General features: G+C 69.4%; 18 protein-coding genes. 9 read left to right on the forward strand and 9 right to left on the reverse strand.

Translation table 11 applies throughout. The features are described from left to right. Positions 1–82 precede the first annotated feature (82 nt). Complete coding sequence (locus RS901_RS09210) at positions 83–1,921, forward strand: M48 family metalloprotease (RefSeq protein ID WP_316153101.1); 1,839 nt, start codon at positions 83–85, stop codon at positions 1,919–1,921. 80 nt (positions 1,922–2,001) lie between these two features. On the opposite strand, the gene RS901_RS09215 is transcribed toward RS901_RS09210, so the two are convergent. Then, complete coding sequence (locus RS901_RS09215; RefSeq protein ID WP_316153103.1) at positions 2,002–3,039, reverse strand: helix-turn-helix domain-containing protein; 1,038 nt, start codon at positions 3,037–3,039, stop codon at positions 2,002–2,004. A 245-nt stretch (positions 3,040–3,284) separates the two neighbouring features. Here RS901_RS09215 and RS901_RS09220 point away from each other — a divergent pair, with 245 nt between their 5' ends. The 3 genes from RS901_RS09220 to RS901_RS09230 are packed head-to-tail and all read left to right on the forward strand — an operon-like array spanning position 3,285 to position 10,168. Then, positions 3,285–4,307 carry a serine hydrolase gene (locus tag RS901_RS09220; RefSeq protein WP_316153105.1) on the forward strand — a complete coding sequence of 341 codons (1,023 nt, stop codon included), beginning with the start codon at positions 3,285–3,287 and terminating at the stop codon, positions 4,305–4,307. Positions 4,308–4,325: 18 nt separating this feature from the next. Next, complete coding sequence (locus tag RS901_RS09225; protein WP_316153107.1) at positions 4,326–7,217, forward strand: hypothetical protein; 2,892 nt, start codon at positions 4,326–4,328, stop codon at positions 7,215–7,217. Continuing rightward, entirely contained in the window at positions 7,214–10,168 is a 2,955-nt protein-coding gene (locus tag RS901_RS09230; RefSeq protein ID WP_316153109.1) for an autotransporter outer membrane beta-barrel domain-containing protein, read from the forward strand. The genes RS901_RS09225 and RS901_RS09230 overlap by 4 nt, the downstream gene beginning before the upstream one ends. A gap of 14 nt (positions 10,169–10,182) precedes the next feature. Here RS901_RS09230 and RS901_RS09235 read toward each other — a convergent pair whose 3' ends face one another. The 6 genes from RS901_RS09235 to RS901_RS09260 all read right to left on the reverse strand — a co-directional run bounded on the left by RS901_RS09235 (position 10,183) and on the right by RS901_RS09260 (position 14,779). Then, on the reverse strand, positions 10,183–10,764 hold the full coding sequence (locus tag RS901_RS09235; protein ID WP_316153111.1) for a DUF2946 family protein: 582 nt from the start codon (positions 10,762–10,764) through the stop codon (positions 10,183–10,185). Positions 10,765–10,803: 39 nt separating this feature from the next. Continuing rightward, positions 10,804–11,898: a YheT family hydrolase gene (locus tag RS901_RS09240; RefSeq protein ID WP_316153113.1), complete on the reverse strand. Its 1,095-nt coding sequence runs from the start codon at positions 11,896–11,898 to the stop codon at positions 10,804–10,806. A 61-nt stretch (positions 11,899–11,959) separates the two neighbouring features. Then, a complete protein-coding gene (locus tag RS901_RS09245; RefSeq protein ID WP_316153115.1) occupies positions 11,960–12,400 on the reverse strand; it encodes a YybH family protein in 441 nt (146 codons plus the stop codon). Positions 12,401–12,431: 31 nt separating this feature from the next. Next, a complete protein-coding gene (gene waaF, locus RS901_RS09250) occupies positions 12,432–13,454 on the reverse strand; it encodes a lipopolysaccharide heptosyltransferase II (RefSeq protein ID WP_013955638.1) in 1,023 nt (340 codons plus the stop codon). Between the two features lie 112 nt (positions 13,455–13,566). Then, the gene (locus RS901_RS09255) at positions 13,567–13,761 is read right to left on the reverse strand and encodes a zinc-finger domain-containing protein (protein ID WP_010812205.1); all 195 of its coding nucleotides are present in this window, start codon (positions 13,759–13,761) and stop codon (positions 13,567–13,569) included. 97 nt (positions 13,762–13,858) lie between these two features. Continuing rightward, the gene (locus RS901_RS09260) at positions 13,859–14,779 is read right to left on the reverse strand and encodes a branched-chain amino acid transaminase (RefSeq protein WP_316153118.1); all 921 of its coding nucleotides are present in this window, start codon (positions 14,777–14,779) and stop codon (positions 13,859–13,861) included. Positions 14,780–14,960: 181 nt separating this feature from the next. Here RS901_RS09260 and RS901_RS09265 point away from each other — a divergent pair, with 181 nt between their 5' ends. Then, positions 14,961–17,957, forward strand: coding sequence for a DEAD/DEAH box helicase (locus RS901_RS09265; RefSeq protein WP_410054164.1), 2,997 nt, complete (start codon positions 14,961–14,963; stop codon positions 17,955–17,957). 145 nt (positions 17,958–18,102) lie between these two features. Continuing rightward, complete coding sequence (locus tag RS901_RS09270; RefSeq protein WP_316153119.1) at positions 18,103–19,122, forward strand: tripartite tricarboxylate transporter substrate binding protein; 1,020 nt, start codon at positions 18,103–18,105, stop codon at positions 19,120–19,122. A 79-nt stretch (positions 19,123–19,201) separates the two neighbouring features. Here RS901_RS09270 and RS901_RS09275 read toward each other — a convergent pair whose 3' ends face one another. Both RS901_RS09275 and RS901_RS09280 read right to left on the reverse strand, forming a co-directional pair. Further along, positions 19,202–20,344: a helix-turn-helix transcriptional regulator gene (locus RS901_RS09275; protein ID WP_316153120.1), complete on the reverse strand. Its 1,143-nt coding sequence runs from the start codon at positions 20,342–20,344 to the stop codon at positions 19,202–19,204. 108 nt (positions 20,345–20,452) lie between these two features. After that, positions 20,453–21,559, reverse strand: a complete 1,107-nt coding sequence (locus RS901_RS09280) for a helix-turn-helix transcriptional regulator (RefSeq protein ID WP_316153122.1) — start codon at positions 21,557–21,559, stop codon at positions 20,453–20,455. A 382-nt stretch (positions 21,560–21,941) separates the two neighbouring features. On the opposite strand from RS901_RS09280, the gene RS901_RS09285 reads away from it, so the two are divergent. The 3 genes from RS901_RS09285 (at position 21,942) to fba (ending at position 25,862) form a co-directional block, all read left to right on the forward strand. After that, on the forward strand, positions 21,942–23,138 hold the full coding sequence (locus tag RS901_RS09285) for a phosphoglycerate kinase (protein ID WP_316153124.1): 1,197 nt from the start codon (positions 21,942–21,944) through the stop codon (positions 23,136–23,138). 54 nt (positions 23,139–23,192) lie between these two features. Continuing rightward, entirely contained in the window at positions 23,193–24,629 is a 1,437-nt protein-coding gene (gene pyk / locus RS901_RS09290) for a pyruvate kinase (RefSeq protein ID WP_013955647.1), read from the forward strand. A gap of 168 nt (positions 24,630–24,797) precedes the next feature. Beyond that, on the forward strand, positions 24,798–25,862 hold the full coding sequence (gene fba, locus RS901_RS09295; RefSeq protein ID WP_035817682.1) for a class II fructose-bisphosphate aldolase: 1,065 nt from the start codon (positions 24,798–24,800) through the stop codon (positions 25,860–25,862). The last annotated feature ends 32 nt before the right edge of the window (positions 25,863–25,894 follow it).

The raw sequence follows: 25,894 nt of genomic DNA on the forward strand, positions 1-25,894 counted from the left end.
TGCGAACTGCGTGCAGGTGGCCGCCAGCGTCCCTGGGAAGCATCCGATGGGAACGGCCACGGGAGGCCGCTATCATAGCAACATGCCAAAACACCCATCGCTTCGCAGGTCTGCCGCACGCGGCCCTGGCGCCGTGGCGGACGCTGTTCCTGCCGGTTCCGCGTCACATCGCGGCGACGACAGCCATTGCCGCGCCGGCGGCGCATGGACGCCATGGCGGCGGCCGCTGGCGGCGCTGCTGGCGCTGACGTTGGCGGCGCCGGCCTGGCCCCAGGGTACGCCGCGCACGACCACGGCGCCAGCCACGCCGGTGGCGGCTGCGCCCGTGGCCAGGCCGCCGCAGCCGGTGCCCGCCATCTCGGGCGAGGCCAGCGACCAGGTCTATGACAACCTGAACCGCAGCGTGAAGGCGGGCCAGAAGTCCGAGTTCGGCCTGCGCACCAACAACGCGGTGGTGGAGGCCGGCGGCGTGCAGCTGCCAGACCTGGGCGATCCGTCCACGGCGTCGCTGTCGCCCGACATGGAAAAGCGCCTGGGCGACCGCATCATGCGCGATATCCGCCGCGACCCGCAGTACGTGCCGGATCCGCTGCTGTCCGATTACCTGAACGCGCTGGGCTACCGGCTGGTGCAGGCGGCGCGGCGCCAGAGTATCTCCGGTTCGACCGGCGCGGGCACCTTTGCCACCGGCTTCGACCTGTTCGCGGTGCGTGACCGCAGCATCAACGCGTTTGCGCTGCCGGGCGGATATATCGGCGTGCATACCGGGCTGCTGGTGCAGTCCGATACGGAATCGGAACTGGCCTCGGTGCTGGGCCATGAAATCGGCCACGTGATGCAGCGGCATATCGCGCGCGGCATCACCTCGCAGGACCAGTCGATGTGGATCGCGCTGGCCTCGATGGTGCTGGCGGGCCTGGCCGCCACGCGCAGCCCGGATGCGGCGGCGGCGCTGGCGATGGGCGGGCAGGGCGCGGCCATTGCCAACCAGCTGTCGTTCTCGCGCGGGGCCGAGCGCGAGGCCGACCGGGTCGGCTTCCAGATCCTGACCGCGGCGGGGTTTGACCCGCAGGGCATGCCCGATTTCTTCATGCGGCTGCAGCGCGCATCCGGGACTGCGGAAAACTCGGTGCCGTCCTATGTGCGGACCCACCCGCTGACCTCCGAGCGGATTGCCGACATGCAGGATCGCGTCAGCCATGCCAGCAAGCGCAAGGTCGCCAATACGCCGGAATACGAGTTCGCGCGGATGCGGGCCCGCGTGATCCAGGAATCGTCGCCCAGCGACCTGCAGAACCTGCGCGCGGCGCTGCGCGCGCAACTGCCGGGAGCAACGGTGCTGCGCGCTCCGGCGCTGCACTACGGCCTTGCCTTTACCGAGCAGCGGCTGGGCCGCTACCCGGCCGCCGAGCAGGAACTGGCCGAGGCGCGCCGCCTCTACGGCAATATTCCCGGCGCCACCTCGGGCAGCCCCATGCTGGACGTGATGGCGGTGGAACTGGCGCGCGCCCAGGGCCGCGTGCCCGAGGCGCTGTCCCAGGCCACTGCCTCGATGAAGGCGTTCCCGCTGTCGCATGCGGTGGCGATTGCCTATGCCGATACCCTGGTCGGCTCAGGCCGCTATGAAGAGGCCGTGCGCTTCCTGCGCGATCGCACGCGCCAGGAGACCAGCCGCAGCGATTGGTGGGAGCTGCTGGCACGCGCCTACGCGGGCCAGGGCAAGCGCTTGCAGCAGCACCAGGCGCTGGCCGAGAAGTATGCGATGGACGGCGCCTACCAGGCCGCGATCGAGCAGCTGCAGATCGCGCGCAAGGCCGGTGACGGCGACTTCTACACGCTGTCCGAGGTCGATGCGCGCCTGCACCAGCTGGAGCGCCAGTACCGCGAAGACAAGCAGGACAGCAAGGGCATGCCTAACTGAGGCACGCTGCACTTGTTGTCACGAAGTCATCGCGGGCACCAGCGTCGTCCCCGCATGCAGCCGGGGACGCCCCCTTCCATTCACCCTGCAAGCCGGGCCGGCTCGATGGCGCCGGCCAGGGCCTGCCGCGGCGTCATGCCGAAACGCTCCCGGAACAATTTGCCGAACGCCGACGGATCGGCAAAGCCGCAGGCATGCGCGATCGCGCCGATGTGCGCGGACTGGCCGGCCCGCTCCAGGTATTCGCGGCTGCGGCGCAGGCGAATCTCGCGCAGGGCCGCCATGACGCGTAGGGGCTCTCCCTCGAACAGCCGGTACAACTGCGCGCGCGAGCAGTGCAGGAACGCGGCAATCCGGTCGGGCGTGAGGTCGTGCTCGTGCGCATGCTGCTCCATGAAGCGATACGCGGCCTGCAGTTGCAGCTTGCCGGAGCGCCACCGGGCATTCCCGGCATCCGCTCTGGCGATGTCCGGATGCGTGGCGATAAGCTGCAACGCCATGCCGACCGTGCTCTCCATGACCACGCCAAGGGCGGCGCGGTCAAGCCGGGGGCCGTGGGCGGCAAGCATGCGCAGCTGCATGGAAACAAACGGGGCAAGCGAGGACGCCGTCAGCAGCGTGGCGATACGGCCCGGATTCGCGGGATCGTGGCCAAGCGCCTGGCGCACGGTCTCGCGCGGCAGGCGCAGGTAGCAGGTGGAGGACTCGGTCCAGTCCGATGACATCGGCTGGCCGCAATCGAACATGAAGAGTTCGCCGGTGCGCACGACGGTGCGCATGCCGTCCTGCCGCTCCACCCGGTACTCGCCGCGGTCAAGCAGGCAGATGGCGATGTGCTCGTCGGTGCTGCGCACGCGCTGCGGCGTCAGCCAGGTGCGAACGGCCGAGCTGGTGCAGTGGATAAACTGGGCGCCGGCGCCTTCGCAGCTCGCGACGCTGCCGTACAGCGCAACGTCCGGGTCGGGGCGCGCCTCGACCGAGCGATAGGCATTGGCCATCCAGAAGTCGAGACGGTCGGACTCGGCCAGGTCGCTGGTGGAGAAACTGCGGAACGTGGCTTCCGTGCCTGCGCGTGGCTTCGGCATGACGGCATGCGCGCCGCGGCTTGTTGTTGTCATGACCCTGCCCCCGAAACAAGAAACCACCATGGCGTGGCAACCCATGCAGCGGTGGCGGTTGCCTTGCATGCCCTTGCGACGCTTTGACCAGACTTCGAGACCCGTTGACTACTTTTGATGGCTGATTCTGGCATAAACTCGCCGCAAAATCAGCCAGCTTGTGCAGCGCGGCAACACCGTGCCGACACAGGCCATATCAACGTGCCGGCGCCGCCGGCCAGTCCTTTCAGTACGGGAACCTTCGCATGTCTGCCTTCCAGCCCGCCAAGCGGCGCACGCTCAAGCTCGCCGCCACGTCCCTGGTATTGCCCGCCATCGCCGCCTGCGGCGGCAGCGCCGAAGCTGCCGCGCCGCCGAACGTGGAAGGCGCGATCGCGCGCTTTGCCGCGCTGGCGCCGGATACCGCCAACTGCCTGGTGCGCGCCGAGCCGGCTGGCGGCGGCGCCAATGCATGGTCGGCTGGCTACAATCCGGACCGCCAACTGTTCGTCGGCAGTGCGGTCAAGACCTTCATCCTGGCGCAGTTCCTGCGCGACGCCGAGACCGGCCGCGGCGGGCTGAGCGAGAACCTGGCCTGCGATGTCAGCGATACCTTCCGTTCCCCCGGCAGTCCGGTGTTCCTGGGGCTGACCGGCAAGACGCCGTACCGCAATGCGCTGGAGGCCATGATCACGCACAGCGACAACACCGGTACCGATATCGCGCTCGCCGCCGTCGGCCCCGACCGCGTGCGCGCGCTGATCGCCGAAGCGGGCCTGGCCCAGACCCGCATCCCGGACTCGACCCGCAAGCTGTTCTCCTACCTGGCCGGGGCGGAATCCGGCGTCGACCTCGGCTGGGACGGCATGGTCAGGATGGACAACGGCGAGGATCTTGGCCTCACGTCGCGCACCAATGTCATCAACGACAAGCAGGCCATGCTGAGCACCGCGACCGAGATGGTGAACTGGTACCGGCAAGCGCTGGCGGGCAAGTTCTTCGCGCAGCCGGCAACGCTGACGGAGTTCAGGCGCATCCAGGCCATGGCCGATGCGGTGTGGATGGCCGTGCCGGCCGGTGCGCAGGGCTTCGGCAAGGGCGGCAGCATCGACTGGGAGAGCTTCCATTGCCTGTGCTTCGCCGGCCAGATGCTGGTGGGCGCGGTGCCGGTGACCTTCTGCCTGACGCTGAACTGGAACGGCGGCCCGCCAAGCACCGAACGCACCGGCGAGTTCATCCGCGCGGCGGCCGACGTGCTGGGCGAAGCGGCAAAGGCCGCCAAGGCCTGACGCACCGGCCTGCGCGTCGTGAAGCCACGGATTTCCCCCCTGCCGCTCGCGTTGGCGCTCGGCATCCACCACCTGACGCTCGGCACGCCGGTGCTTGCCCAGTCGGGACCGGTGGTGCAGGACTTGCGCGGGACCGACGGCGGCCACTGCGCTGGCAGCAATGGCTGCGCCGGCGCAGACGGCAGAAGCGACCTGGTGCTGACCCAGTCGGGCCTGAACATCAGGGCGGCAGGCACCGCCGTGACGCTCGATGTGAGCGGCGGCAACGGTGGCGACGGCGACGATGTCGACAGCCAGAATCACTGGGGCGGCAAGGGCGGCATGGGCCGGATCATCGAGTACACGGCCCAGCGCAGCGCCATTGTCAGTTCCGGGGGCACCGGCATTTCCGCCATCTCCCGGGGCGGCGACGGCGGCAAGTGGGCAGACGCCGGGCGCCACCCATCCTTTGGCAGCGGCGGCGATGGCCACGCCGTGGTGCTGGCGGTCACGGGGTCGACCATCGACGCGGTCGGCTACGGTATCTCGGCGCAATCGATCGGCGGCAACGGGCAGGACAGCGCGATCCCGCAGTTTGGCGCCGCGGAGCGGGATGCCGGGGCCGGCGGCAATGCCGTCGGGCCGGTCAGTGTCACCCTGGACGGCAAGTCCACCGTCACCGTGCAGGCGGGCGGCGTTGGCGCCTTCCCCGGGGAAATGGGTGCGGGCATACGCGCCCAGGCGCTGGGCGGCCAGGGCGGCGGGGGACGCAACGACAGTGAGTTCGGCGGCCACGCTAATTCAGGCCAGGGAGGTTCCGCGAGCGACGTCACGGTGACTGCGGCGGACGGCATCATCACGACCCAGGGTGCCGGGGTGGCGGGCATCCTGGCGCGCTCGATCGGCGGCACCGCGCGGACCTGGCATGCTGTGGACGCCGACGGCCTGCCCATTCCCCTGGTAAACGTCAAAGCGGCCGACGGAGGCAATGCCGGCCATGTGACGGTGGTCAACGGCGCGGCGCTCACGACCGATGGGGCGCGCTCGCCCGGCATTCTTGCCGCGAGCATCGGCGGGAACGGCTCGAATGGCGGGCAGGGCAGCTGGCTCGACGGGCACGATGGCGGCAAAGGGGGAGCGGCCGGCGGGGTTGCCATTACCAACACGGGCTCGATCACCACGCATGGCGCCAATGCGCATGGCATTTCCGCCATGGTGATTGGCGGTAGCGGTGGTGCTGGCGGTCCCGCGGGGACTTTCGGGCGCGGCGGCAACGGCGGCGCCGGGGCAGGTACCGGTGCGATCGCCGTCCAGATTGACAACAGCGGCACCATTGCCACTGAGGGACAGGATGCCGCCGGCATCTTTGCACATGCCGTCGGCGGCGGCGGCGGGGCCGGCACGAGCAGCCATGGCGTGTTCCGGGTCGGAGGCGGCAACGGTGGCAATGGAGGCAACGGCGGCGTGCTGGCCGCCAGCAACCAGGGCACGATCCGGACCGCCGGCGACCACAGCCAGGCCGTCTTGCTGCAGAGCATCGGCGGTGGCGGCGGCGCGGGTGGCGATGCCGACAGCGTTGGCCTTATCACGGCCATGGCCGTGGGCGGGCGCGGCGGCGCGGCCGGTGACGGCGGCAACATCACCGTGGGCACGTCCGGCGATATCGCTACGGCGGGGGCGGCGGCGTCGGGCCTGACGTTGCAGAGCATTGGCGGTGGCGGCGGGCTGGGCGGGTCGGCGCGCGCGACGTCCGCCGGCGTGCTGCTGGGGGTGTCCATGAGCGTTGGCGGCGATGGCGGGGCAGGCGGCTCGGCCGGCGCGGTTGCGGTGAACCTGGCGCAGGGTGCGCGCGTGGCGACCAGCGGCGCCCTGGCGAACGCGGTAGTCGCGCAGACGATTGGCGGCGGTGGCGGCAATGGCGCCTTCGCGGATTCGACCCAGGTCACCATCGCGCCGGTACTCGGCCCCGACCTGCCCAGCGGGGCTGCCAGCATCGGGCACACGGTGGGCGGCACGGGCGGCGCCGGCGGCAGTGGCGGCACGATCGGCATCGCCAGCCGCGCGCAACTGGCGACGGCCGGTGCGCGCGCCGACGGCATCCTGGCGCAGAGCATCGGCGGCGGCGGCGGCAACGGCGGCACCGCCGCGGCGCCGTTGCGGCCGACCACGCTCGGGGCATCGGATATCACCATCAGCTACGGCACCACGGTGGGCGGCAATGGCGGCGGGGCCGGCAACGGCTCGACCGTCACGGTCGACAACCTTTACCCGGGGAGCATCCGCACCGACGGCGATCATGCGATCGGCATCCTGGCGCAGAGCATCGGCGGAGGCGGGGGCAGCGGCGGCAGCGTCCAGCAGGAGACCAATCGCTCGTTCTCGACGCTGGGCTCGCCGGCTGCGCTCACTGGTGTGCTGGGCAAGGTGGTGGAATGGCTGGAGAAGGCGCCGGAGATGAGGCTTGGCGGCTTCTCGAACGCGTTCGACATGCGCATCGGCGGCCAGGGCGGCAGCGGTGGCAACGGCGGCGCGGTCACGGTTTCCAACGAGGGTTCCATCACCACCGGCGGCGGCAGTGCGCCGGCGCTGGTCGCGCAGAGCATCGGCGGCGGCGGCGGCCGGGGCGGGGCGGTGCATGCCACTGGCGCGTCGAGCCTGTTGTCCAGCCTGGACAGCATGATCGCCACCGTGAGCAGGGGCGTCAGCGGGGCGTTCGCGCTGGCCGCATCGAAACGGCGGGCGACGGCTCTCCCGCGATCCTGGCGCAAAGCATCGGGGGTGGCGGCGGCACGGCCGACGTCCAGAGCAGCCTGCTCGGCGCCGGCGGCCTTGCCGCGCTGGCCGGCACCGCCGCGCGCCCGCTGGCGATCCGGCTGGGTGCGACCAGCGTCTTCACCGGCGACACCTTTGCGGCCGGCAGCGGCCAGGTGACGGCGACAAGCGGCGCCAATGTGGGCACCCTGGGCCGGAACGCGGTTGGCATCTTCGCGCAAAGCATCAACGGCGGCGGCGGTGCCGCCTCGGTCAGCATGGCTGGCACGGACGCGGCGCGGTTGGGCGGGGGCCAGGCCCCGCAGGTCCCGGAGATCGCCCTCGGCGCGACCATGACCGGGCTTTTCGGCTTCAGCGGGATCAGTGCCGGCGGTGCGGCGATCACGCAGAACGGCACGGTCCGGACTGCCGGCCTGCTGTCCCATGGGGTGCTGGCGCAGAGCATCAGTGGCGGTGGCGGCGCCGCCAGCCTGGCGATCAGTCCGACCGCGCTTGCGCTGACGGGCCCCGCCCGCATCACGCTGGGCGCGAGCGGCATGGCGGGGGGCAGCATGCGCACTGATGGCGGCTCGGTCAGCATCGACAGTGCGGGCACCAGCGATGGCGCAAGCACCATCGTCACTACCGGTGCACTGGCGTTCGGCATGATGGCGCAAAGCGTGGGGGCCGGCGGCGGTTATGTTGCGCTCACCAGCGGGGAGACGGCGGCGCTGCCGGTCACCCTGTCACTGAACGCGAGCGATGGCCTTGCCGGCGGCGGCGGGGCAGTCAGCCTCTCGCTCGGTGCCGGCGCCAGCATCACGACCGGCGGGCAGAATGCCGTCGGCATGCTCGGCCAGAGCATCGGCGGCGGCGGCGGCATTGCCGCGCTCGGCACCCGGCCGGGCCTGGTCACGCTGGCGGCCTCGGCCTCGGCCTCGAACGGCAGCGGCGATGGCGGCCCGGTGCGCGCGGTGGTCGACGGCGGCCTCCAGACCACCGGCAGCGGCGGGGTGGGCGTGCTCGCGCAAAGCGTTGGCGGGGGCGGCGGGCTGGCCGGCGACCTGTCGGCGGTCAGCTACGGCCTGGGCCTGGTCCGGAGCGCCGGCATCGCAGGCGGCTTGGGCAGGGGCGGTGCGGTCACGGTCGAGGTGGGCGGGCAAGGCATGGTCTACACGTCCGGGGACAACGCCCCGGGCATCCTGGCGATGAGCCTTGGCGGCGGCGCCGTGTTCAAGGACGGTGGCATCTACATGAAGGACGGCCAGACGTCGTCCAGTGCGGCCGGCGGCCCGGTGTCGGTCCATCTTGCCGCGAACGGAGCGGTCAGCACGCAGGGGGCGAATTCCCCCGCCATCGCCGCGCTCAGCTGGGGCGCGGCCACGGGCGACAGCGCCGCCACGGTCGACATCGCCGTCGACAAGGGCGCCAGCGTGAGCGCGAACGGCCGCTCCGGCACCGGCGTGCTGGCGTACGCCCAGTCCATGACCACGATCCGCAACGCCGGCCTGATTGATGCCGACACGGCGATCAGCGCAAAGCGTCAGGCCGTGGTCGAGAACACCGGCACCATCCGCGGCAATGTCGACATCGGCCGCGATTCCGGCCTGGCCAGCACGTTCAACAACCGTGCCGGCGCCACCTTCTACAGCGGCAACACGCTGTACATCAACAATGGCACGCTGAACAATGCCGGCACCCTCAACCCCGGCGGCCCGGGTGTCATGACGACCACGCGGTTGAACTTCGGCAGTTTCAACCAGCTTGCCTCGGGCACCTTCGCCGCCGATCTCGATTTCGCGGGCAAGGCCAGCGACCAGCTCTCGAATGCCGGCGGGTCCCGCTTCGCGGGCACCGTCACGCCTCTTACCAGATATCCCGTGCGCGGCACGGCGCTTGCGATCATCCATTCGGACCAGCCGCTGGCTGGCGATGCGGTGCAGCTAGGCATCGCCAGCGCGTCGCCCGTCTTTGCCTATGCCCTGCACCAGAGCGACGACAAGCGCGATGTGCTGGTCTCGGTCGATGCCCACTTCCAGTCCCCGGGTGTCGCGCTCAACCGCGACCAGGCGGGTGTGGCGAACCATCTGCAGGCCTTGTGGAACACGGCCGATGCCAAGGCCGCGGCCGTATTCGACCCGCTCGCGGCCATCGCCGACCCGTCCGCTTATGCGCGCGCCCTCAACACCATCGCTTCCGACGTGGCGCTGGCCCGCGCGAGCAGCCGCCGCCACGAAAGCTACGCCTTCCTGAACCGCCTGATGAGCTGCCCCTACTTCAGCGAGGGCGATGCCCGCCAGGCGGAGGGCGAGTGTGCGTGGGGCCGTGCGATTGGCGGCAGTGTCGAGCGCACCGCCACCAGTGAGGATGCGGGCTATCGCAGCACGCAGGGCGGCGTCCAGTTTGGCGTGCAGAAGGCGATCGCGCCCGATTGGTACCTGGGCGGCTCGTTCAGCTATGCGCATACCAGCATCCGCTCTGCCGATGGCACCATGCGGGCCTCGAGCGACGGCGGCCAGGCCGGCCTGACGCTCAAGCGGCAGCTTGGCAACTGGCTGTTCGCCGGGGCGCTGTTCGGCGGCTATGAAGCGTCGGCGCAGCGGCGGGACATCGCGCTGCCACGCATGTTCGCCACCGCGGACAGCAAGCCCGACACGTACTTCTTCGGGGCCCGCGCCCGCGCGTCATACCAGGTGCCGTTCCAGGCGTGGTACCTCAAGCCGTTCGCCGACCTCGATGTCACCTACGACCACACGCCCGCCTATCGCGAGTCCGGGGCCGGTGTCTTCAACCTGGCCTACGGCGCGCGCGGGCGCACCGCCTGGATGGTGACGCCGGGTCTCGAGGTGGGCGGCCGGGTTGAGCTCGCCGGGGCGACCCTGCGTCCTTACCTGGCCGTGGGCGCCAGCGCCTTGCTGAGCGGCGACGCCACTGCCAGTGTCAGCCTGGCGGAGTTCTCGGCGGCACCGTTCCAGATCACGACGCGCATGCCGAAATGGTACGGCGACGCCACGGCCGGCTTCGAGCTGCTGACCCAGGGGGGATGGGCCGTGCGCGCCGAGTACCGCTTGCGCGGCGCCAGGGACTACGTGGACCAGAGCGGCATGCTCAGGGTGGCCAGGTACTTCTGACGGGGGCAGTTGCGTCAGGCCGCCGGCTGGCGCAAGAAGCCAAAGCGCTTGGGCACTTCGCTCTCGGCAATCGGCTCGATCGGGATGTCGCGGCCATCGTGATGGAATACGCCCAGGTCCGTGCCGCAGGCTTCGCCATGCCAGGTGCTGGCGCCACTGAACAGTTCCAGGTCGTGGTCGTGCAGCAGGGCGGCCTGCTGTGCCGGCAGGCTGCCTTGCGCCATGCCTTCGACCGTGCCGGCCAGCACCACGTTGCCGTGTTCGTCGGCGTAGCAGGCCTGCAGCGTGAAGGGCTGCTGCGTGGTCGTGCGCAACGCGCCTTCATGCAGCCGCACGACCCACGGTGCATAGCCCAGCGATACGAACACCCGCTGCGGACCGTTCTGGAAGAACCAGGCGCCGCGCCCGTCGCACAGGTAGTTGCGTTCGATAAAGCCGATCAGCGCTTCATGGCGGATGGGGTCGCCCGACAGCCCGTGCTGCTGGGCGTATTCATTGCGCAGGCGCCACTGGCCGCGGCGGTCCAGCGCGAGCCAGCCGTAGGCATTGGGCACGTTGGGCCAGCGTGCCATGGCTTGCCTGACGATCTCGTCCATGTCTGTCTCCTAGGCGGGCCGTGGGGGGCCGCGCCCGCCTTACATCATGCTGTCAAAAAATCTCAGGATCCGTGCCGGCAGCCATTCAATATCGCCGCTGAAGCGCCCGTCGGGCAGCAGCGGCAGGTGCCGGCGCCAGCCCTCGGGCGGGGTCATGAAGCCGACATGACCGCCGTGCTCGGGCTGTTCCAGCCATACCTGGGGGCTGGCGTCGGCCGGGCCGGGCAGGTGCCGGGCCGGCAGGAAGGGATCGTTGCGCGCATTGAGCACCAGCGTGGGCACGGCGATGTCGCGCAGCACGGGTTTGCTGGCGGCGCGGCGCCAGTAGTCGTCGGTATCGACAAAGCCGTGCAGCGGCGCGGTGACGACGTTGTCGAAGGCGTACAGGTCGCGGCTGGCCAGCATCGTGTCGCGGTCGAACAGCCCCGGGAACTGCCCCAGCTTGGCCAGTGACTTGCGCTTGAGCGTCTGCAGGAACATGCGCGTGTAGACCAGGTTGAAGCCTGCCGACAGCGCCGCGCCGCCGGCAGCCAGGTCCAGCGGCGCGGAGATCGCCGCGGCCGCACGCACGTGGCCGGCGCTGGTGCCGTCTTCGCCCAGGAAGCGCAGCAGCGCGTTGCCGCCCAGCGAGATCCCCACCACCAGCAGCTTGCGCCCGCTGGCGCAGTGGCGCTGGCGCATGCGCTCCAGCACCCAGCGGATTTCGGCCGAATCGCCCGAGTGGTAGAAGCGCGGCGCGAGGTTGAGCTCGCCCGAGCAGCCGCGGAAATGCGGAACCACACCCTGCCAGCCGCGCAGGGACAGCGCATGCATCAGCGCCTGCGCGTAATGGCTGCCGGAATCGCCCTCCAGGCCGTGGAACATCACCACCAGCGGCGTGTCCGGGCGCACCGGGTGGGTGGTCCAGTCGAGGTCGATGAAGTCCTGGTCGGGGGTGTCCCAGCGCTCGCGGCGGAAGCTCACGCGCGGCGGGCGGCGCGTGAAGCGCGCGGGGAGGATGGTCTGGGCATGGCCGCCGCGCAGCCACCAGGGCATTGGCACGCCTTCGCCGTAGCCATGGCCGGGTGCCGTGGCGGGGTCGGCCTCGGCGGCGTGGACGGCCTGGGGAAGGCGGTGGTGCGGAAGCTGCGTCATGCCGGCGTGGTGTTGCAGCAGGCCGCGGCGCGGCCGTGCGGGTTTAGAACCAGACGGGTTCTTAATGCAGCGCCTGCCCCGGCGCGGCGGCCACTGCGGCAACCTGCACCGCGTTGGCCGGGCTGCAGTGGATATGTGCCAGGCGCCAGCCTTCGTGGTTCTGCATCAGCACATAGGTGGTGTGCACGTACAGGTCGGCCTCGACGCGGTCGCTGCCAAAGCGCAGCGCCTCGGTCACGTCGAAGATCGACACGGCCATCGACGCATGGCTGCTGGTCTCGATCGCATCGACCAGCACCGGCTGTTCTTCCAGCAGTTGCAGGAAGGCCTGGCGCAGCTGTTCGTGGCCGATCAGGCGCTGCCCGTCGGGCAGCACGCAGGTGATCGAGTCTTCGTCCAGCCACAGGCGCAGCGCGCCGTCGGCGTCGCGCAGCTTCAGTGCTTCGCGAAAGGCTTCGACGATGTCTTCGGCGGAATCGAACAGGCGGGCAAAGCGAGGCATGGTGGCAGTAGAAGTGGCGGGGGCAGTGAAGTCAGGGCCGGTGAAGCAGCTTGCGCAGCTCGACGAACACCATTTCAGGTTCGATCTCTTTCAGGCAGCGCAGGTGGCCCAGCGGACACTCGCGCTTGAAGCAGGGACTGCACTCCAGTTGCAGCCACATGATACTCGCTGCCTGTGACAGCGGCGGCGTGTGGCGCGGGTCGCTCGAGCCGAACACCGCCACCTGGGGCCGGTTCAGCGCCGCCGTGACATGCATCAGGCCGGAGTCGTTGCAGACCGCGGCCTCGGACAGCGCCAGCAGGTCCACGGCGTCATCCAGCGAGGTCTGGCCGCACAGGTTGCGCACGAATGGGGCCTCGCTGACGATCTCGGCGGCGATCTCGGCGTCCTTGGCCGAGCCCAGCGTGATCATCTGCGCATACGGGTAGGAACGCCGCAGCATCTGCGCAAGCCTGGCGAAATGCCCGGCCGGCCAGCGCTTGGCCGGGCCGAACTCGGCACCCGGGCAGAACGCGATCACGCGCGTGTGCGGCGCGATGCCAAAGCGCTCGGCGGTGGCCGCCATGCGCGTCGGGTCGACGCGCAGGCGCGGCTCGGGCAGGTCTTCGGGCAGGCGCGCGCCGGGCCTGAGCGCCAGGCGGGCGTAGTGCTCCACCATCGGCGGGCGCTTGTCGCGCGGCGGGTTGGCGTGGCGCACGTTGAGCAGGCCGAAGCGGGCTTCGCCGCGGTAGCCGATGCGCAGCGGGATGCCGGCCAGCCAGGGGACCAGTGCCGACTTGAGCGAGTTCGGCAGCACGTAGGCGAGGTCGTAGCCTTCGTTCTTGAGCTGCTGCGCGAACATCAGCCGTGCCGATAGCTGCAGCTTGCCGTGCGCGAGGTCGGACGGGAACACGCGGCCGATCTCCGGCATGCGCGCGAGCACGGGCGCGACCCACTTGGGCGCGAGTGCGTCGATGACCAGGCGCGGATGGCGCGCCTTGAGCAGCGCAAAGAGCGGCTGCGCCATCAGGGCGTCGCCGATCCAGTTGGGGGCGATGACGAGGGCTTTCTTCATGGGCGGGGCGCGTGGAGCCGGCACGCCGGCGCGGACGCCGGGAACGCCGACGCTCCGGGGCGCCTGCAAGCGGCCCGGAGCGTCAGGATCGTGCGAATGCGGGCGGCTCGGGTCAGTGGTGGCCCTTCAGCACGGTGCCCGGCTTGAGCTTGTAGACGGTGCCGCAGTAAGGGCACTTGGCTTCGCCGGTGTCTGCCACGTCGAGGAACACGCGCGGATGGTAGTTCCATGCCGGGGTGTTGGCGGTCGGGCAGTGCAGCGGAATGTCTTCAGCGCCGATTTCGATGATGGTGGCGGTTTGCGTCATGGTGTTGCAGGGAGTGATGCTTATTGTTCGATGAAAACAGCGGGAGTGCCGCGCCCGGCAGTACCGGGCGCGCGCAGAAGGGGCTGGCAGCCGGTGCTCAGACCAGCGTCAGCCACTTCTTGTACTTTTCGTTGGTGCCGCCCACGGCGGCAAAGAACGTGTCCTGGATCTGCTTGGTCACCGAGCCGCGGCGGCCTTCGCCGATGACGCGGTCGTCCAGTTCGCGGATCGGCGTGACTTCGGCGGCGGTGCCGGTGAAGAAGGCTTCGTCGGCGCAGTACATCTCGTCGCGGGTGATGCGCTTTTCACGCACCTCGATGCCCAGGTCGCGCGCGATGGTCAGGGTGGCGTCGCGGGTGATGCCGTCCAGGCACGAGGCCAGGTCCGGCGTGTAGATCACGCCGTTGCGCACGATGAAGACGTTCTCGCCCGAGCCTTCGCTGACGTAGCCGTCGGTGTCCAGCAGCAGCGCTTCGTCGTAGCCCAGGCCGGTGGCTTCCTGGTTGGCCAGGATCGAGTTGATGTAGTAGCCGCTGGCCTTGGCGCGCACCAGCGACACGTTGACGTGGTGGCGCGTGAACGACGAGGTCTTCACGCGGATGCCGCGCTCCATGCCCTCCTCGCCCAGGTAGGCGCCCCACGGCCAGGCCGCGATCGCCACGTGGATGGTGTTGCCCTTGGCCGAGACGCCCAGTTTCTCGTCGCCGACCCACACGATCGGGCGGATGTAGCAGGATTCCAGCTTGTTGGCGCGCACCACTTCGCGCTGCGCCGCTTCCAGCGTGGCCTCGTCGAAGGGCATGACCATCTGGAAGATCTTGGCCGAGTTGAACAGGCGGCGGGTGTGCTCCTTCAGGCGGAAGATGGCGGTGCCTTCGGGGGTCTTGTAGGCGCGCACGCCCTCGAACACGCCCATGCCGTAGTGCAGCGTATGCGTCAGCACATGGATCTTGGCGTCGCGCCATTCGATCAGCTTGCCGTCCATCCAAATCTTGCCGTCGCGATCAGCCATCGACATGTCTGTTCTCCTTGCCGTCAAATTAGCAAAAACGACATTGTAAGCCGCGGGGGCATGGGTCACAACGCGATGCAGGCGTTGCGGCGGTCTAGAATCCTCTTTTCCGGGCGTTTGCCGCATTTCGGACGCCATTTCCTGTTGTTGCCACCGTTGTCGCACGTTTCCCTATCCCAGAACCGCCGTGCCTTTGACCACACATCCCGGCCATGACGACCTGCCTGAACCCGGCCAGGACGGCGCCAGCCCCGCGCCGGGCCCGGACTGGCAGCAGGCGCTGGCAGCACTGCGTGCGCTGGCCGGCGCCGAACCCGCCGCCGGCGCCGAGGCCCGGCGCCTGCTGTGGGCGCTGACGCTGGACGCCGACGGCGTGCCGGGCACGATCGAGCCACTCGAGCAGGTGCGCGGCGCGCGCGGCTGGGGCAAGCCGAAGCCGGTGCCACTGGCCCGGGTCGCCGAGGACGACCGGCTCGAGCCATGGGATGCCCGCGTGGCGCGCGCCATCCGCCGCGACCAGTCGCATAACCGGCGCTGCGTGCTGGACCGCGCCGCCGCGGTGATGGCGTTGGTGGGCCACCCGGGCGTGGTGCTGGCGCATGCGCCATCGCAGACGCTGGAGGTGGTCGAGGACGCCCCCGCGCTGGAATCGGTCCACAGCGCCGGCCGTTATGTGCTGCGCATCTTCCCGCCGGTGCGCGAGGCGCCGGCGATGGAAGCCTTGCTGCCCGCTGCCGCGCGCCAGGAGGCCGAGGCGCTGCGCCAGGTCACGGTGGTGCGCGACGGCCCGCACCGGCTGCGGGTGATCCGCTACACCCCGGCGCAGTTCGATGCCGCGCGGCTGGTCGGCGACGGTCTGGCGATCCCGGAGGACGGCCAGGCGCAGCTCGACAAGACCCTGCGCGCGCTGGCCGGCCACTTCCAGGTCCATGCCGACCAGGCCGTCGGCACACGCGCGGTGGAGGCCGAGACACGGCTGCGCGCCGAGGTGGCGCCGGTGGCCCGCGGCATCTCGCTGCGGCTGGTGGTGACGCCGCTGGGCCCGCTCGGGCCGCGGCTGGCGCCCGGTGCCGGGCGCGAGCGCCTGATGGCCGCGGTGCGCGGCGAGACCCTGGCCACGCAACGCGACCTCGAGGCCGAGCTGGCGAGCGTGGCCGAGGTCTTCGCCGCGCTGCCCCTGCTGGTGACCCAGTCGCCGCCCGGCGGGGAGTACAGCTGGGCCCTGGACGATCCCGAAGACGCGCTGGCCGTGCTGGAAGCACTGCCCGGACTGCCCGCCGTGCAGGCCGTGGAATGGCCGCGCGGCAAGGAGATCCGCGTGCTGCCGGCCGACCTGCCGCAGTTGGGCGTACAGATCGAGAGCCGCGGCGCGTGGTACCGGCTGGCCGGCGAGCTGCGCGTGGCCGAGGGGCTGGTGCTGGAGCTGGGCAAGCTGATCGACTGGACCGGTAGTCACGCCGGGCGCTTCGTGCCGATGGGGCAGGGCGTCTACGTGGCGCTGACGCGCACGCTGCGCGGCCGGCTGCGCGACCTGGCCGGCGTCGGTGAGCATGTGCCCGACGGCATTCGCGTCCCGCAGATGGCCACGCCGTGGCTGGATGACGTGCTGGCCGGCGCGGGCGTCGATCCCGACGCGCATTTCCGCCAGCGCATCGCCCGGCTGCGCGCCGCGCGCGAGGCGGACCTCGCGCTGCCAGCCACGCTGGCGGCTGAGCTGCGGCCCTACCAGGAGGCCGGCTACCGCTGGGCCATGTCGCTCGCGGCCTCGGGCCTGGGCGCCTGCCTGGCCGACGACATGGGCCTGGGCAAGACCCTGCAGGCGCTGGCGGTGCTGGTGGCGCGCGCCGGCGGCGGCGCCGCGCTGGTGATCGCGCCGACCTCGGTGTGCGGCAACTGGGCGGCCGAGGCGCGGCGCTTTGCGCCCACGCTCAACGTCCATGTCTATGCCGAGGGCGATCGTGAGACGCTGCTGGCGCAGGCCGGGCCGCATGACCTGGTGATCGTCTCGTACACGCTGCTGCAGCAGGCCAGCAAGGCGTTCTGCGCGCGCGAATGGCATACCGTGGTCGCGGACGAGGCACAGGCCTTCAAGAACGCGGTCACGCGGCGGGCGCAGGCGATGATCGCGCTGCCGTCGGGCTTCCGCATGGCGCTGACAGGCACGCCGGTGGAGAACCGGCTGGCCGAGCTGTGGTCGGTGATGCGGTTCTGCAATCCGGGCCTGCTGGGCTCGCTGGCCCGCTTCAACGAACACTTTGCCAACCCGATCGAGCGCGGCGGCGTGCGCGAGGCGCGCCAGCGGCTGCGCCGCATGATCGCGCCGTTCGTGCTGCGCCGGACCAAGGCGCAGGTGCTGGACGAACTGCCGCCGCGCACGGAGCTGGTGATCCGGGTCGAGCCCGAGCCGGTCGAAGCCGCGCACTACGAGGCCCTGCGCCGCCAGGCCCAGACCGAGGCCGAGGCCGCGCTGGCGCGCGTGGAAGCGGCACGCAAGGCCACCAGAGGCGCGCCTGCCGGGGGCCGTGCGCGCGCCCTGGCGCAGGCCCAGCACCACGCGCAGGCGCGCATCCACGTGCTGGCGCAGCTGATGCGGCTGCGGCGCGCCGCGTGCGATCCGCGCCTGGTCACGCCGGAACTCAGCGGCCAGCTGTCCGAAGGCGCCAAGGTGCGCGCCTTTGTCGAGCTGGCCAGCGAGCTTGCCGCGAGCGGGCACAAGACCCTGGTGTTCAGCCAGTTTGTCGACTTCCTGCAGCTGCTGCGCCAGGGGCTGGAGCGGGCCGGGCTGGCGCTGCAGTACCTGGACGGCGCCACCCCCGCGGCCGAGCGCACCCGCCGCGTGGCCGCCTTCCAGGCGGGCGAGGGCGATGTCTTCCTGATCAGCCTGAAGGCCGGCGGCTTCGGCCTGAACCTGACCGCGGCCGACTACGTGATCATTGCCGACCCCTGGTGGAACCCCGCCGCCGAAGACCAGGCCATGGGCCGCGCGCACCGCATCGGCCAGCAGCGCCCGGTGACGGTGTACCGGCTGATCAATGCGGGCACCATCGAAGAGCGCATCGTCGACCTGCACCGCGACAAGCGCGCGCTGGCCGACGGGCTGCTGGAGGCCGACGACGACAGCACCGCGGGAACCGGTGCGCCGCTGCCGGACGTGGACGAACTGGTGGGCCTGCTGCGGCGCTGAGCGACCATATGCCAGCATGGCATACCCTCAAGCGAACTCGGTCGTTTGGTTTTGGCAGGATCCTTGCTATCTTGTGGGGCTGGCGCGGGGCTCAGATCCCGGCCGGCCCCATGTTCAGTCCCTGACTTTTTCCGACGGTGCCCCCATGCCTACTTCGTCCCGCCTGCTTCCGCGCTTGTCCTTCCGTTCCGCTACCGGCCTGGCCGTGCTGTGCGCCGCCGCTGCCATCAGCACGGTCAGCATGCCCGCCCGCGCGCAAGGGGAGTGGCCGACGCAGCCGGTGACGATCCTGATGGGCTTCACCGCCGGCTCCGGCGTCGACATCGTCGGCCGCACGCTGCAGGAGTCGCTGCAGAAGTCGCTGAAGACCACCATCATCTACGACTACCGGCCGGGCGCCGGCGGCAACGTCGCCTCCGAGGCGGTCGCGCATGCCAGGCCGGATGGCTACACGCTGCTGCTGGGCACCGCCGCCACGCACGGCATCAACCCGGCGCTTTACAAGAGCCTGCCATTCGACGCCGAGGCCGATTTCACCCCGATCGCGCCGCTGGTCGAGGTCTCCAACGTGCTGACCGTCAACCCGGCGGTGATCGACGTGAAGTCGGTCAAGGAGTTTATCGAGAAGGTCAAGGCCAACCCGGGCAAGTACAACTTTGCCTCCACCGGCAACGGCACCGGCACGCACCTGGCCTTTGCCGAGTTCAACGCGCGCGCCGGCCTGGACATGGTCCACGTGCCCTATAAGGGCGGCCCGGACGCGCTGCAGGCGGTGGTGAAGGGCGAGGTCTGCTGCATCTTCAACCAGGTGCAGAGCGTGCTGCCGCAGTACCGCGCCGGCAAGGTGCGCCTGCTGGGCGTGACCACCAGGCAGCGGGTGCAAGTGATTCCCGACGTGCCGACCATTGCCGAGAGCGGCCTGCCCGGCTTCAACAGCACCATCTGGTTCGGCTTCTTCGGGCCGAAGGGGCTGGATCCCAAGATCGCGCGCAAGGTCAACGATGCGGTGAAGGTGGCGCTGGAAACGCCGGCGATCCGGCAGAAGCTGATCGATGCGGGCAACACGCCGCGGGTCGAGACCGTGGATCAGTTCAAGGCTACGGTGAAGGGGGATCGGCAGAAGTGGGCGGGGGTGGTTAAGACTGTGGGGGCTTCGGTGGATTGAAGGTGGTTGGGGGATGGTTTGCTATGAGCAAAAGCGGCCTGCATCCCCGAGGAGCGGCAAGCGCCCCCAAGCCCCGCCCCTAAGCTCTTACCGCCAACCGAGTCAACAAATGCGCCAACTGCGCCTGCGTCCCCGTAGCCGTCTTGGTAAAAATGGCCTTCAACTGCGTGCGCCCGGTCTCGCGCCGGATGCCGATCAGCTCGCACGCCTCGGGCAGGCCGATGCCCGATGACAGCTGCAATGCCAGCCGGGTCTCGGCCGGCGTGAGGCCGTAGAGGTCGCGCAGAACGGCCGGCAGCGTCATCGGCGCGGTGCCGGGCTCGTGGATCGCCACCAGCACGCTGGGGCGCTGCCAGTCCATCGCCAGATGGTGCGCGGGCGGCAGCGGCAGCAGGACGACCTGGGCCTGGCGGCCAGCGCTGTCGGCGGCGCGCAGCGCCTGCGCCGGCTGCGGGTTGGCGGGGTTGCACGCCGCCCGCAGCGCTTCGGCAAACGGGCGCGACAGCTGCCAGTCGGCTTCCTCGCGCACGGCCGCGGCAGGCGGCGCCACGGCGCTGGTTTCGATCGACGCCGCCGGCAGCAGCCGGCGCACCCAGGCCTCGCCAATGCTGTTGGCCAGCAGCGGCTTGCCGTCATCGCGGAACACGATCACGCCGAACGGCAGCCGCTCCATCAGCTGCGCCGACGCATGCGCCAGTGCCGACACCTGGTGGGTGCGGTCGCGCAGCGCCATCGCATTGCGCACGTGCGGGATGGCCCAGTCGAGCGCGCGCGCGTCTTCGGGCGAATAGTGGTCGTGGCCGTGCGGGCGCTGCAGCGACAGGAACACGTCGTAGTGCGGCTGGCGCTCGATCAGGCAGGCCATCACCGACGACTGCTCGAATTGCCGCAGGAACTCGCCGTAGAAGGGCGACCTGCGCATCGCCGGCACGCCCAGCTCGCGTGAATCGATATACCAGTTGCCCACCGACATGCGCCTGGCGAACGGCAGGGCCGGGTCGATGGCCACGTACTGTTCGCTGTAGGCGGCCACCGCCTCCGGCATGGGGTTGACCTCCTGGTTCACCAGCACGCGCTCGTTGACCGTGTCGAGCACCAGCAGATGGGCATGCGTGCTGCCGCTGGCCTGGCACAGCGCGCCCAGGCTGCGCTGCCAGGCGTCGGCATCGAAGATCCCTTCGTACAGCGCGCGAATGGTGTCGTGCATCTGTGTGTCGCTCATGGCTTCCCTTCTTTTTTCTTTTTACTTCTTGTATTTTTAGCACTTTCTTCGCGGGGCAACGGGCGGGCCGCAGGCGCGGCGCCGGCCCGATGCCGGGCGCGGTTGTGTTCAGGCCTCGTCCAGCGCCGCGCCGAGGCGCGAGAGCAGATGCGTCAGCTGGGCCTGGCTGTTGCAGCCGGTCTTGTGGAACACGGACTTGAGCTGGGTGCGCGCGGTTTCGTGGCGGATGTTCAGTTGCTGGCTGGCTTCGGGCAGGCCCTGGCCGGTGGCCAGTTGGTTGGTCAGCCGGGTCTCCGCCGGGGTCAGTCCGTACAGGTCGCGCAGCACCGGCGCCAGCAACAGCGGCGCGCTGTCCTGCTCATGCACGATTACCAGCGCCGCCGGTTCCTGCCATTGCGCGGCAAAGGCGTGCGAGGGCGGCAGCGGCAGCACGATCACCTGCGCGCCGGCGCCGCTGCCGTCGGTGGCGCGGGCGGCCTGCGCCGCGACCGCGCGCTGCGGGTCGCAGGCGGCCTGCACCATGTCGGCGAACGGGCGCGACAGGGTCCAGTCCGACACCTTGCCGGCCGGGTCCAGGCGCCGCGCCCAGCGCTCGCCGGCGCGGTTGCTCAGCAGCACCTGGCGCTGCGGCGAGAACACCAGCAGCGCAAAATTGAGCCGCTCCACCAGTTGCGTCGACAGCCGCGCCAGCACCGTCAGCCCCAGCGTGCGGTCGCGCATGGCCATGGCGCTGCGCATATGCGGGATGATCCAGTCCATGCCGCGGGTGTCGTCGGTCGAGAACAGCTCCTGCGTGCGCGCGCGCTGCATCGAGAAATAGACTTCGTAGTGGGGCTGGCGCTCGACCAGGCAAGCCACGTAGGAGCGCAGGTCGTAGCGGTGGAAGAAGTCGCGGTAGAACGGATGGCGGGCCATGGTGCCTTCGCCCAGTTCGCGCGCGTCGATATACCAGTCGCCCGGCCGCAGGCGCGGCGCGAACTGCTTGGCCGGATCGATGGCCTGGTAGTCCGATTCGTACTCGGAAAACAGTTCCACCACCGGATTGACGATCTCATTGACGGTGACCTGGTCGCGGACGGTGTCCCAGACCATCATCGAGGCGTGTGCCGTGCCCGCCAGTTCCGTCAGGATGCGCAGGCTCTGCTGCCAGGCACCGGGATCGAGAATGCCCTCGTACAAGCCACGGATCGCTCCGTGCATGTCGGCTTCTTTCATCTGACTCACCCCCTGCATTCGCGACAAGGAAATGCGCGGCGCCGGCGGTGCGTCTGATCGCACACCGGCTACATTCTTTTTGGCTGCTTGTTATTTTGGCCGCCTGTTGTCATGGCCGTTTCAAGACCGGCTCTGGCGCTTTTTGCGTGTCTGTTGTAGCAGACGTTGCATACATTACCGCACTCGGGGGTCAAGAGGTGCATGGAGCAGACCCTTCTTTCGTGGGGAGGTATGTCACCAGCACCCTGTGGGGTTGCCATGAATGTGCCGCATGGGTCATATCACAAGTGCGTAGCGGTCCGGAATCGGCAAAGCGTTGACCACGATCAGGTAAAATGCCCGTTTCCCCGAATTCCAGCGAAATCTCGCGCCATTCATCGCCATGACCTCTGTCCTGCGTCTTTCCGACCTGATTTCCCAAGGCAAAATCTCCGGCAAGCGGGTGTTTATCCGCGCCGACCTGAACGTGCCGCAGGACGACGCCGGCAACATCACCGAGGACACCCGCATCCGCGCCTCGGTGCCGGCCATCGAGGCCTGCCTGGCTGGCGGCGCCGCGGTGATGGTCACCTCCCACCTGGGCCGCCCGACCGAGGGCGAGTTCAAGCCCGAAGACTCGCTGGCGCCGATCGCCACGCGCTTGTCCGAGCTGCTGGGCAAGCCGGTCAGGCTGGTGCAGAACTGGGTCGACGGCGTCGAGGTGGCGCCGGGCCAGGTAGTGCTGCTGGAAAACTGCCGCGTGAACAAGGGCGAAAAGAAGAACAGCGACGAACTGGCCCAGAAGATGGCCAAGCTGTGTGACGTCTACGTGAACGATGCCTTCGGCACCGCCCACCGTGCCGAAGCCACCACGCATGGCATCGCCAAGTACGCCCCGATCGCCTGCGCCGGCCCGCTGCTGGCCGCCGAGATCGACGCGCTGGGCAAGGCGCTGGGCCAGCCGGCGCGTCCGCTGGTGGCAATCGTGGCCGGCTCCAAAGTTTCGACCAAGCTGACCATCCTGAAGTCGCTGGCCGACAAGGTCGACAACCTGGTCGTCGGCGGCGGCATTGCCAATACCTTCATGCTGGCCGCCGGCCTGAAGATCGGCAAGTCGCTGGCCGAAGCCGACCTGGTCGGCGACGCCAAGACCATCATCGACATCATGGCCGCCCGCGGCGCCTCGGTGCCGATCCCGGTCGACGTGGTGTGCGCCAAGGAATTCAGCGCCACCGCCGCGGCCACGGTCAAGGACGTCAAGGATGTGGCCGACGACGACATGATCCTGGACATCGGCCCCAAGACCGCCGCGATGCTGGCCGAGCAACTCAAGGCCGCCGGCACCATCGTCTGGAACGGCCCGGTGGGCGTGTTCGAATTCGACCAGTTCGGCAACGGCACCAAGGTGCTGGCCCAGGCCATCGCTGAATCGAAGGCGTTCTCGATCGCCGGCGGCGGCGACACGCTGGCGGCCATTGCCAAGTACGGCATCGCCGACCGCGTGGGCTATATCTCCACGGGCGGCGGCGCGTTCCTGGAATTCCTGGAAGGCAAGAAGCTGCCCGCATTCGAAGTGCTGGAGCAGCGCGCCGCAGGCTGACGCATCCGCCGGGCCCGGCGGTGTTGCCGGGGCCCTGAACCAGGAAATCCGCGCATGACTCGTTCCACCAAGATCGTCGCCACCATCGGCCCCGCCTCCAGTTCGCTGGAAATCCTGACCCGCATGATCGCGGCGGGGGTCGACGTGGTGCGGCTGAATTTTTCGCACGGCACGGCCCAGGACCATCTCGACCGCGCCCGCCTGGTGCGCGAAGCCGCGCAGGCATGCGGGCGCGAGGTCGCCATCATGGCCGACCTGCAGGGCCCCAAGATCCGCGTCGGCAAGTTCGAGCACGGCAAGATCACCCTCAAGCCGGGCGATCCGTTCATCCTGGATTCGAACTGCCAGCTCGGCAATGAGCAGCGCGCCGGCCTGGACTACCAGGACCTGCCGCGCGACGTCGGCCCGGGCGACCTGCTGCTGCTCAACGACGGCCTGATTGTGCTGGTGGTGGACCGCGTGTTCGGCAGCGAGATCTTCACCACCGTGCGCGTGGGCGGCGAGCTGTCCAACAACAAGGGCATCAACCGCCAGGGCGGCGGGCTGTCGGCGCCGGCGCTGACCGCCAAGGACATGGACGATATCAAGACCGCCATGGCCCTGGGCGCCGACTACGTCGCCGTCAGCTTCCCCAAGAACGCCACCGACATGGAAATGGCGCGCCAGCTGACCGCCGTGGCCGGCCAGCCGCACGGCCACAAGGCCCGCATGATCGCCAAGATCGAGCGTGCCGAAGCGATCCGCCCGGGCGTGCTGGAAGAGATCCTGCAGGCGTCCGACGGCATCATGGTGGCGCGCGGCGACCTGGCCGTGGAAGTGGGCAATGCCGCCGTACCGGCGCTGCAGAAGCGCATGATCAAGCTGGCGCGTGAGGCCAACAAGCTGACCATCACCGCCACCCAGATGATGGAGAGCATGATCGTCAACCCGGTGCCCACGCGCGCCGAGGTCTCGGACGTGGCCAACGCCGTGCTGGACGGCACCGATGCAGTGATGCTGTCGGCCGAAACCGCCGCCGGCCGCTACCCCGTGGAGACAGTCGAGGCCATGGCCGCGGTCTGCGTCGAAGCCGAGAAGTCCGAGGTGGTGCAGCTCGACACCGATTTCCTGAACCAGACCTTTTCGCGCATCGACCAGTCGGTGGCGATGGGTGCGCTGTTCACGGCCTATCATTTGCAGGTGAAGGCGATTGCCGCGCTGACCGATTCCGGCGCCACCGCCTTGTGGATGAGCCGTCACCGCATCCATGTGCCGATCTATGCGATGACGCCCAACCTGGCCTCGCAGCGCAAGATGCAGCTGTACCGCAACGTGGTGCCGCTGCCGCTGCAGTCCAGCGCTGACCGCGACACCGCGCTGGAGCAGGCAGAAGAACTGCTGCTGGCGCAGGGCGTGGTGCAGCGCGGCGATTTCATCGTGCTGACCATTGGCGAGCCGATGGGCCAGCCGGGCGGCACCAACACCCTGAAGATCGTCAGGGTGGGCAGCTGAAAGTGAGATGAGGCAATGCGTGCCATGCCGGACGGAGCGCCCGCGCGGAATGCGCAAGGCTGACGGCGCCGGCAGGCACGGGCGATGCGCTACGTAAGTTAATGCACTGCGTAAGCGCCGACTAGAAGAATACGCGGAAGACACCCCATTTTTTATTAGGAGTTAGACATGCCACTCGTATCGATGCGCCAGCTGCTGGACCACGCGGCCGAGAACAGCTACGGCCTGCCGGCCTTCAACGTCAACAACCTCGAGCAAGTGCAGGCCATCATGCAGGCCGCCGACGAGGTCAATGCCCCGGTGATCATGCAAGCCTCGGCCGGCGCGCGCAAATACGCCGGTGAGCATTTCCTGCGCCACCTGATCGAAGCCGCGGTCGAAGCCTATCCGCATATCCCGGTGGTGATGCACCAGGATCACGGCCAGTCGCCGGCAATCTGCCAGGGCGCGATCGACCTGGGCTTCTCGTCGGTGATGATGGACGGCTCGCTGCGCGAAGACGGCAAGACCCCGGCCGAGTACGACTACAACATCGACGTCACCCGCAAGGTGGTGCAGCTGGCCCACGCCGTCGGCGTGACCGTGGAAGGCGAACTGGGCTGCCTGGGCTCGCTGGAAACCGGTGAAGCCGGCGAAGAAGACGGCATCGGCGCCGTCGGCGTGCTGGACCACTCCCAGTTGCTGACCGATCCGGAGCAGGCCGCCGACTTCGTCAAGGCCACCCAGCTGGATGCCCTGGCCATCGCCATCGGCACTTCGCACGGCGCCTACAAGTTCACGCGCAAGCCCACCGGCGACATCCTGGCGATCAGCCGCATCAAGGAAATCCACGCCCGCATCCCCAACACCCACCTGGTGATGCACGGCTCGTCGTCGGTGCCGCAGGAACTGCTCGAAGAGATCCGCAAGTTCGGCGGCGACATGAAGGAAACCTACGGCGTGCCGGTCGAGGAAATCCAGGAAGCGATCAAGTACGGCGTGCGCAAGATCAACATCGACACCGACATCCGCCTGGCCATGACCGGCGCGATCCGCCGCTTCTTCGCCGAGAACCCGAGCAAGTTCGATCCGCGTGAATACCTGAAGCCGGCCCGCGAAGCCGCCAAGCAGGTGTGCAAGGCGCGCTACATCGCCTTCGGCTGCGAAGGCCAGGCCGGCAAGATCAAGCCGATCGGCCTGACCGACATCGCGCAGCAGTACAAGGCGGGCAAGCTGTCGCAGGTCGTGCAGTAAATGTCCCTAGTCCGCCTTCCGCGCAAGGGGAA

The sequence above is a fragment of the Cupriavidus sp. BIC8F genome (assembly GCF_032465815.1).
GTDB lineage: Bacteria > Pseudomonadota > Gammaproteobacteria > Burkholderiales > Burkholderiaceae > Cupriavidus > Cupriavidus necator.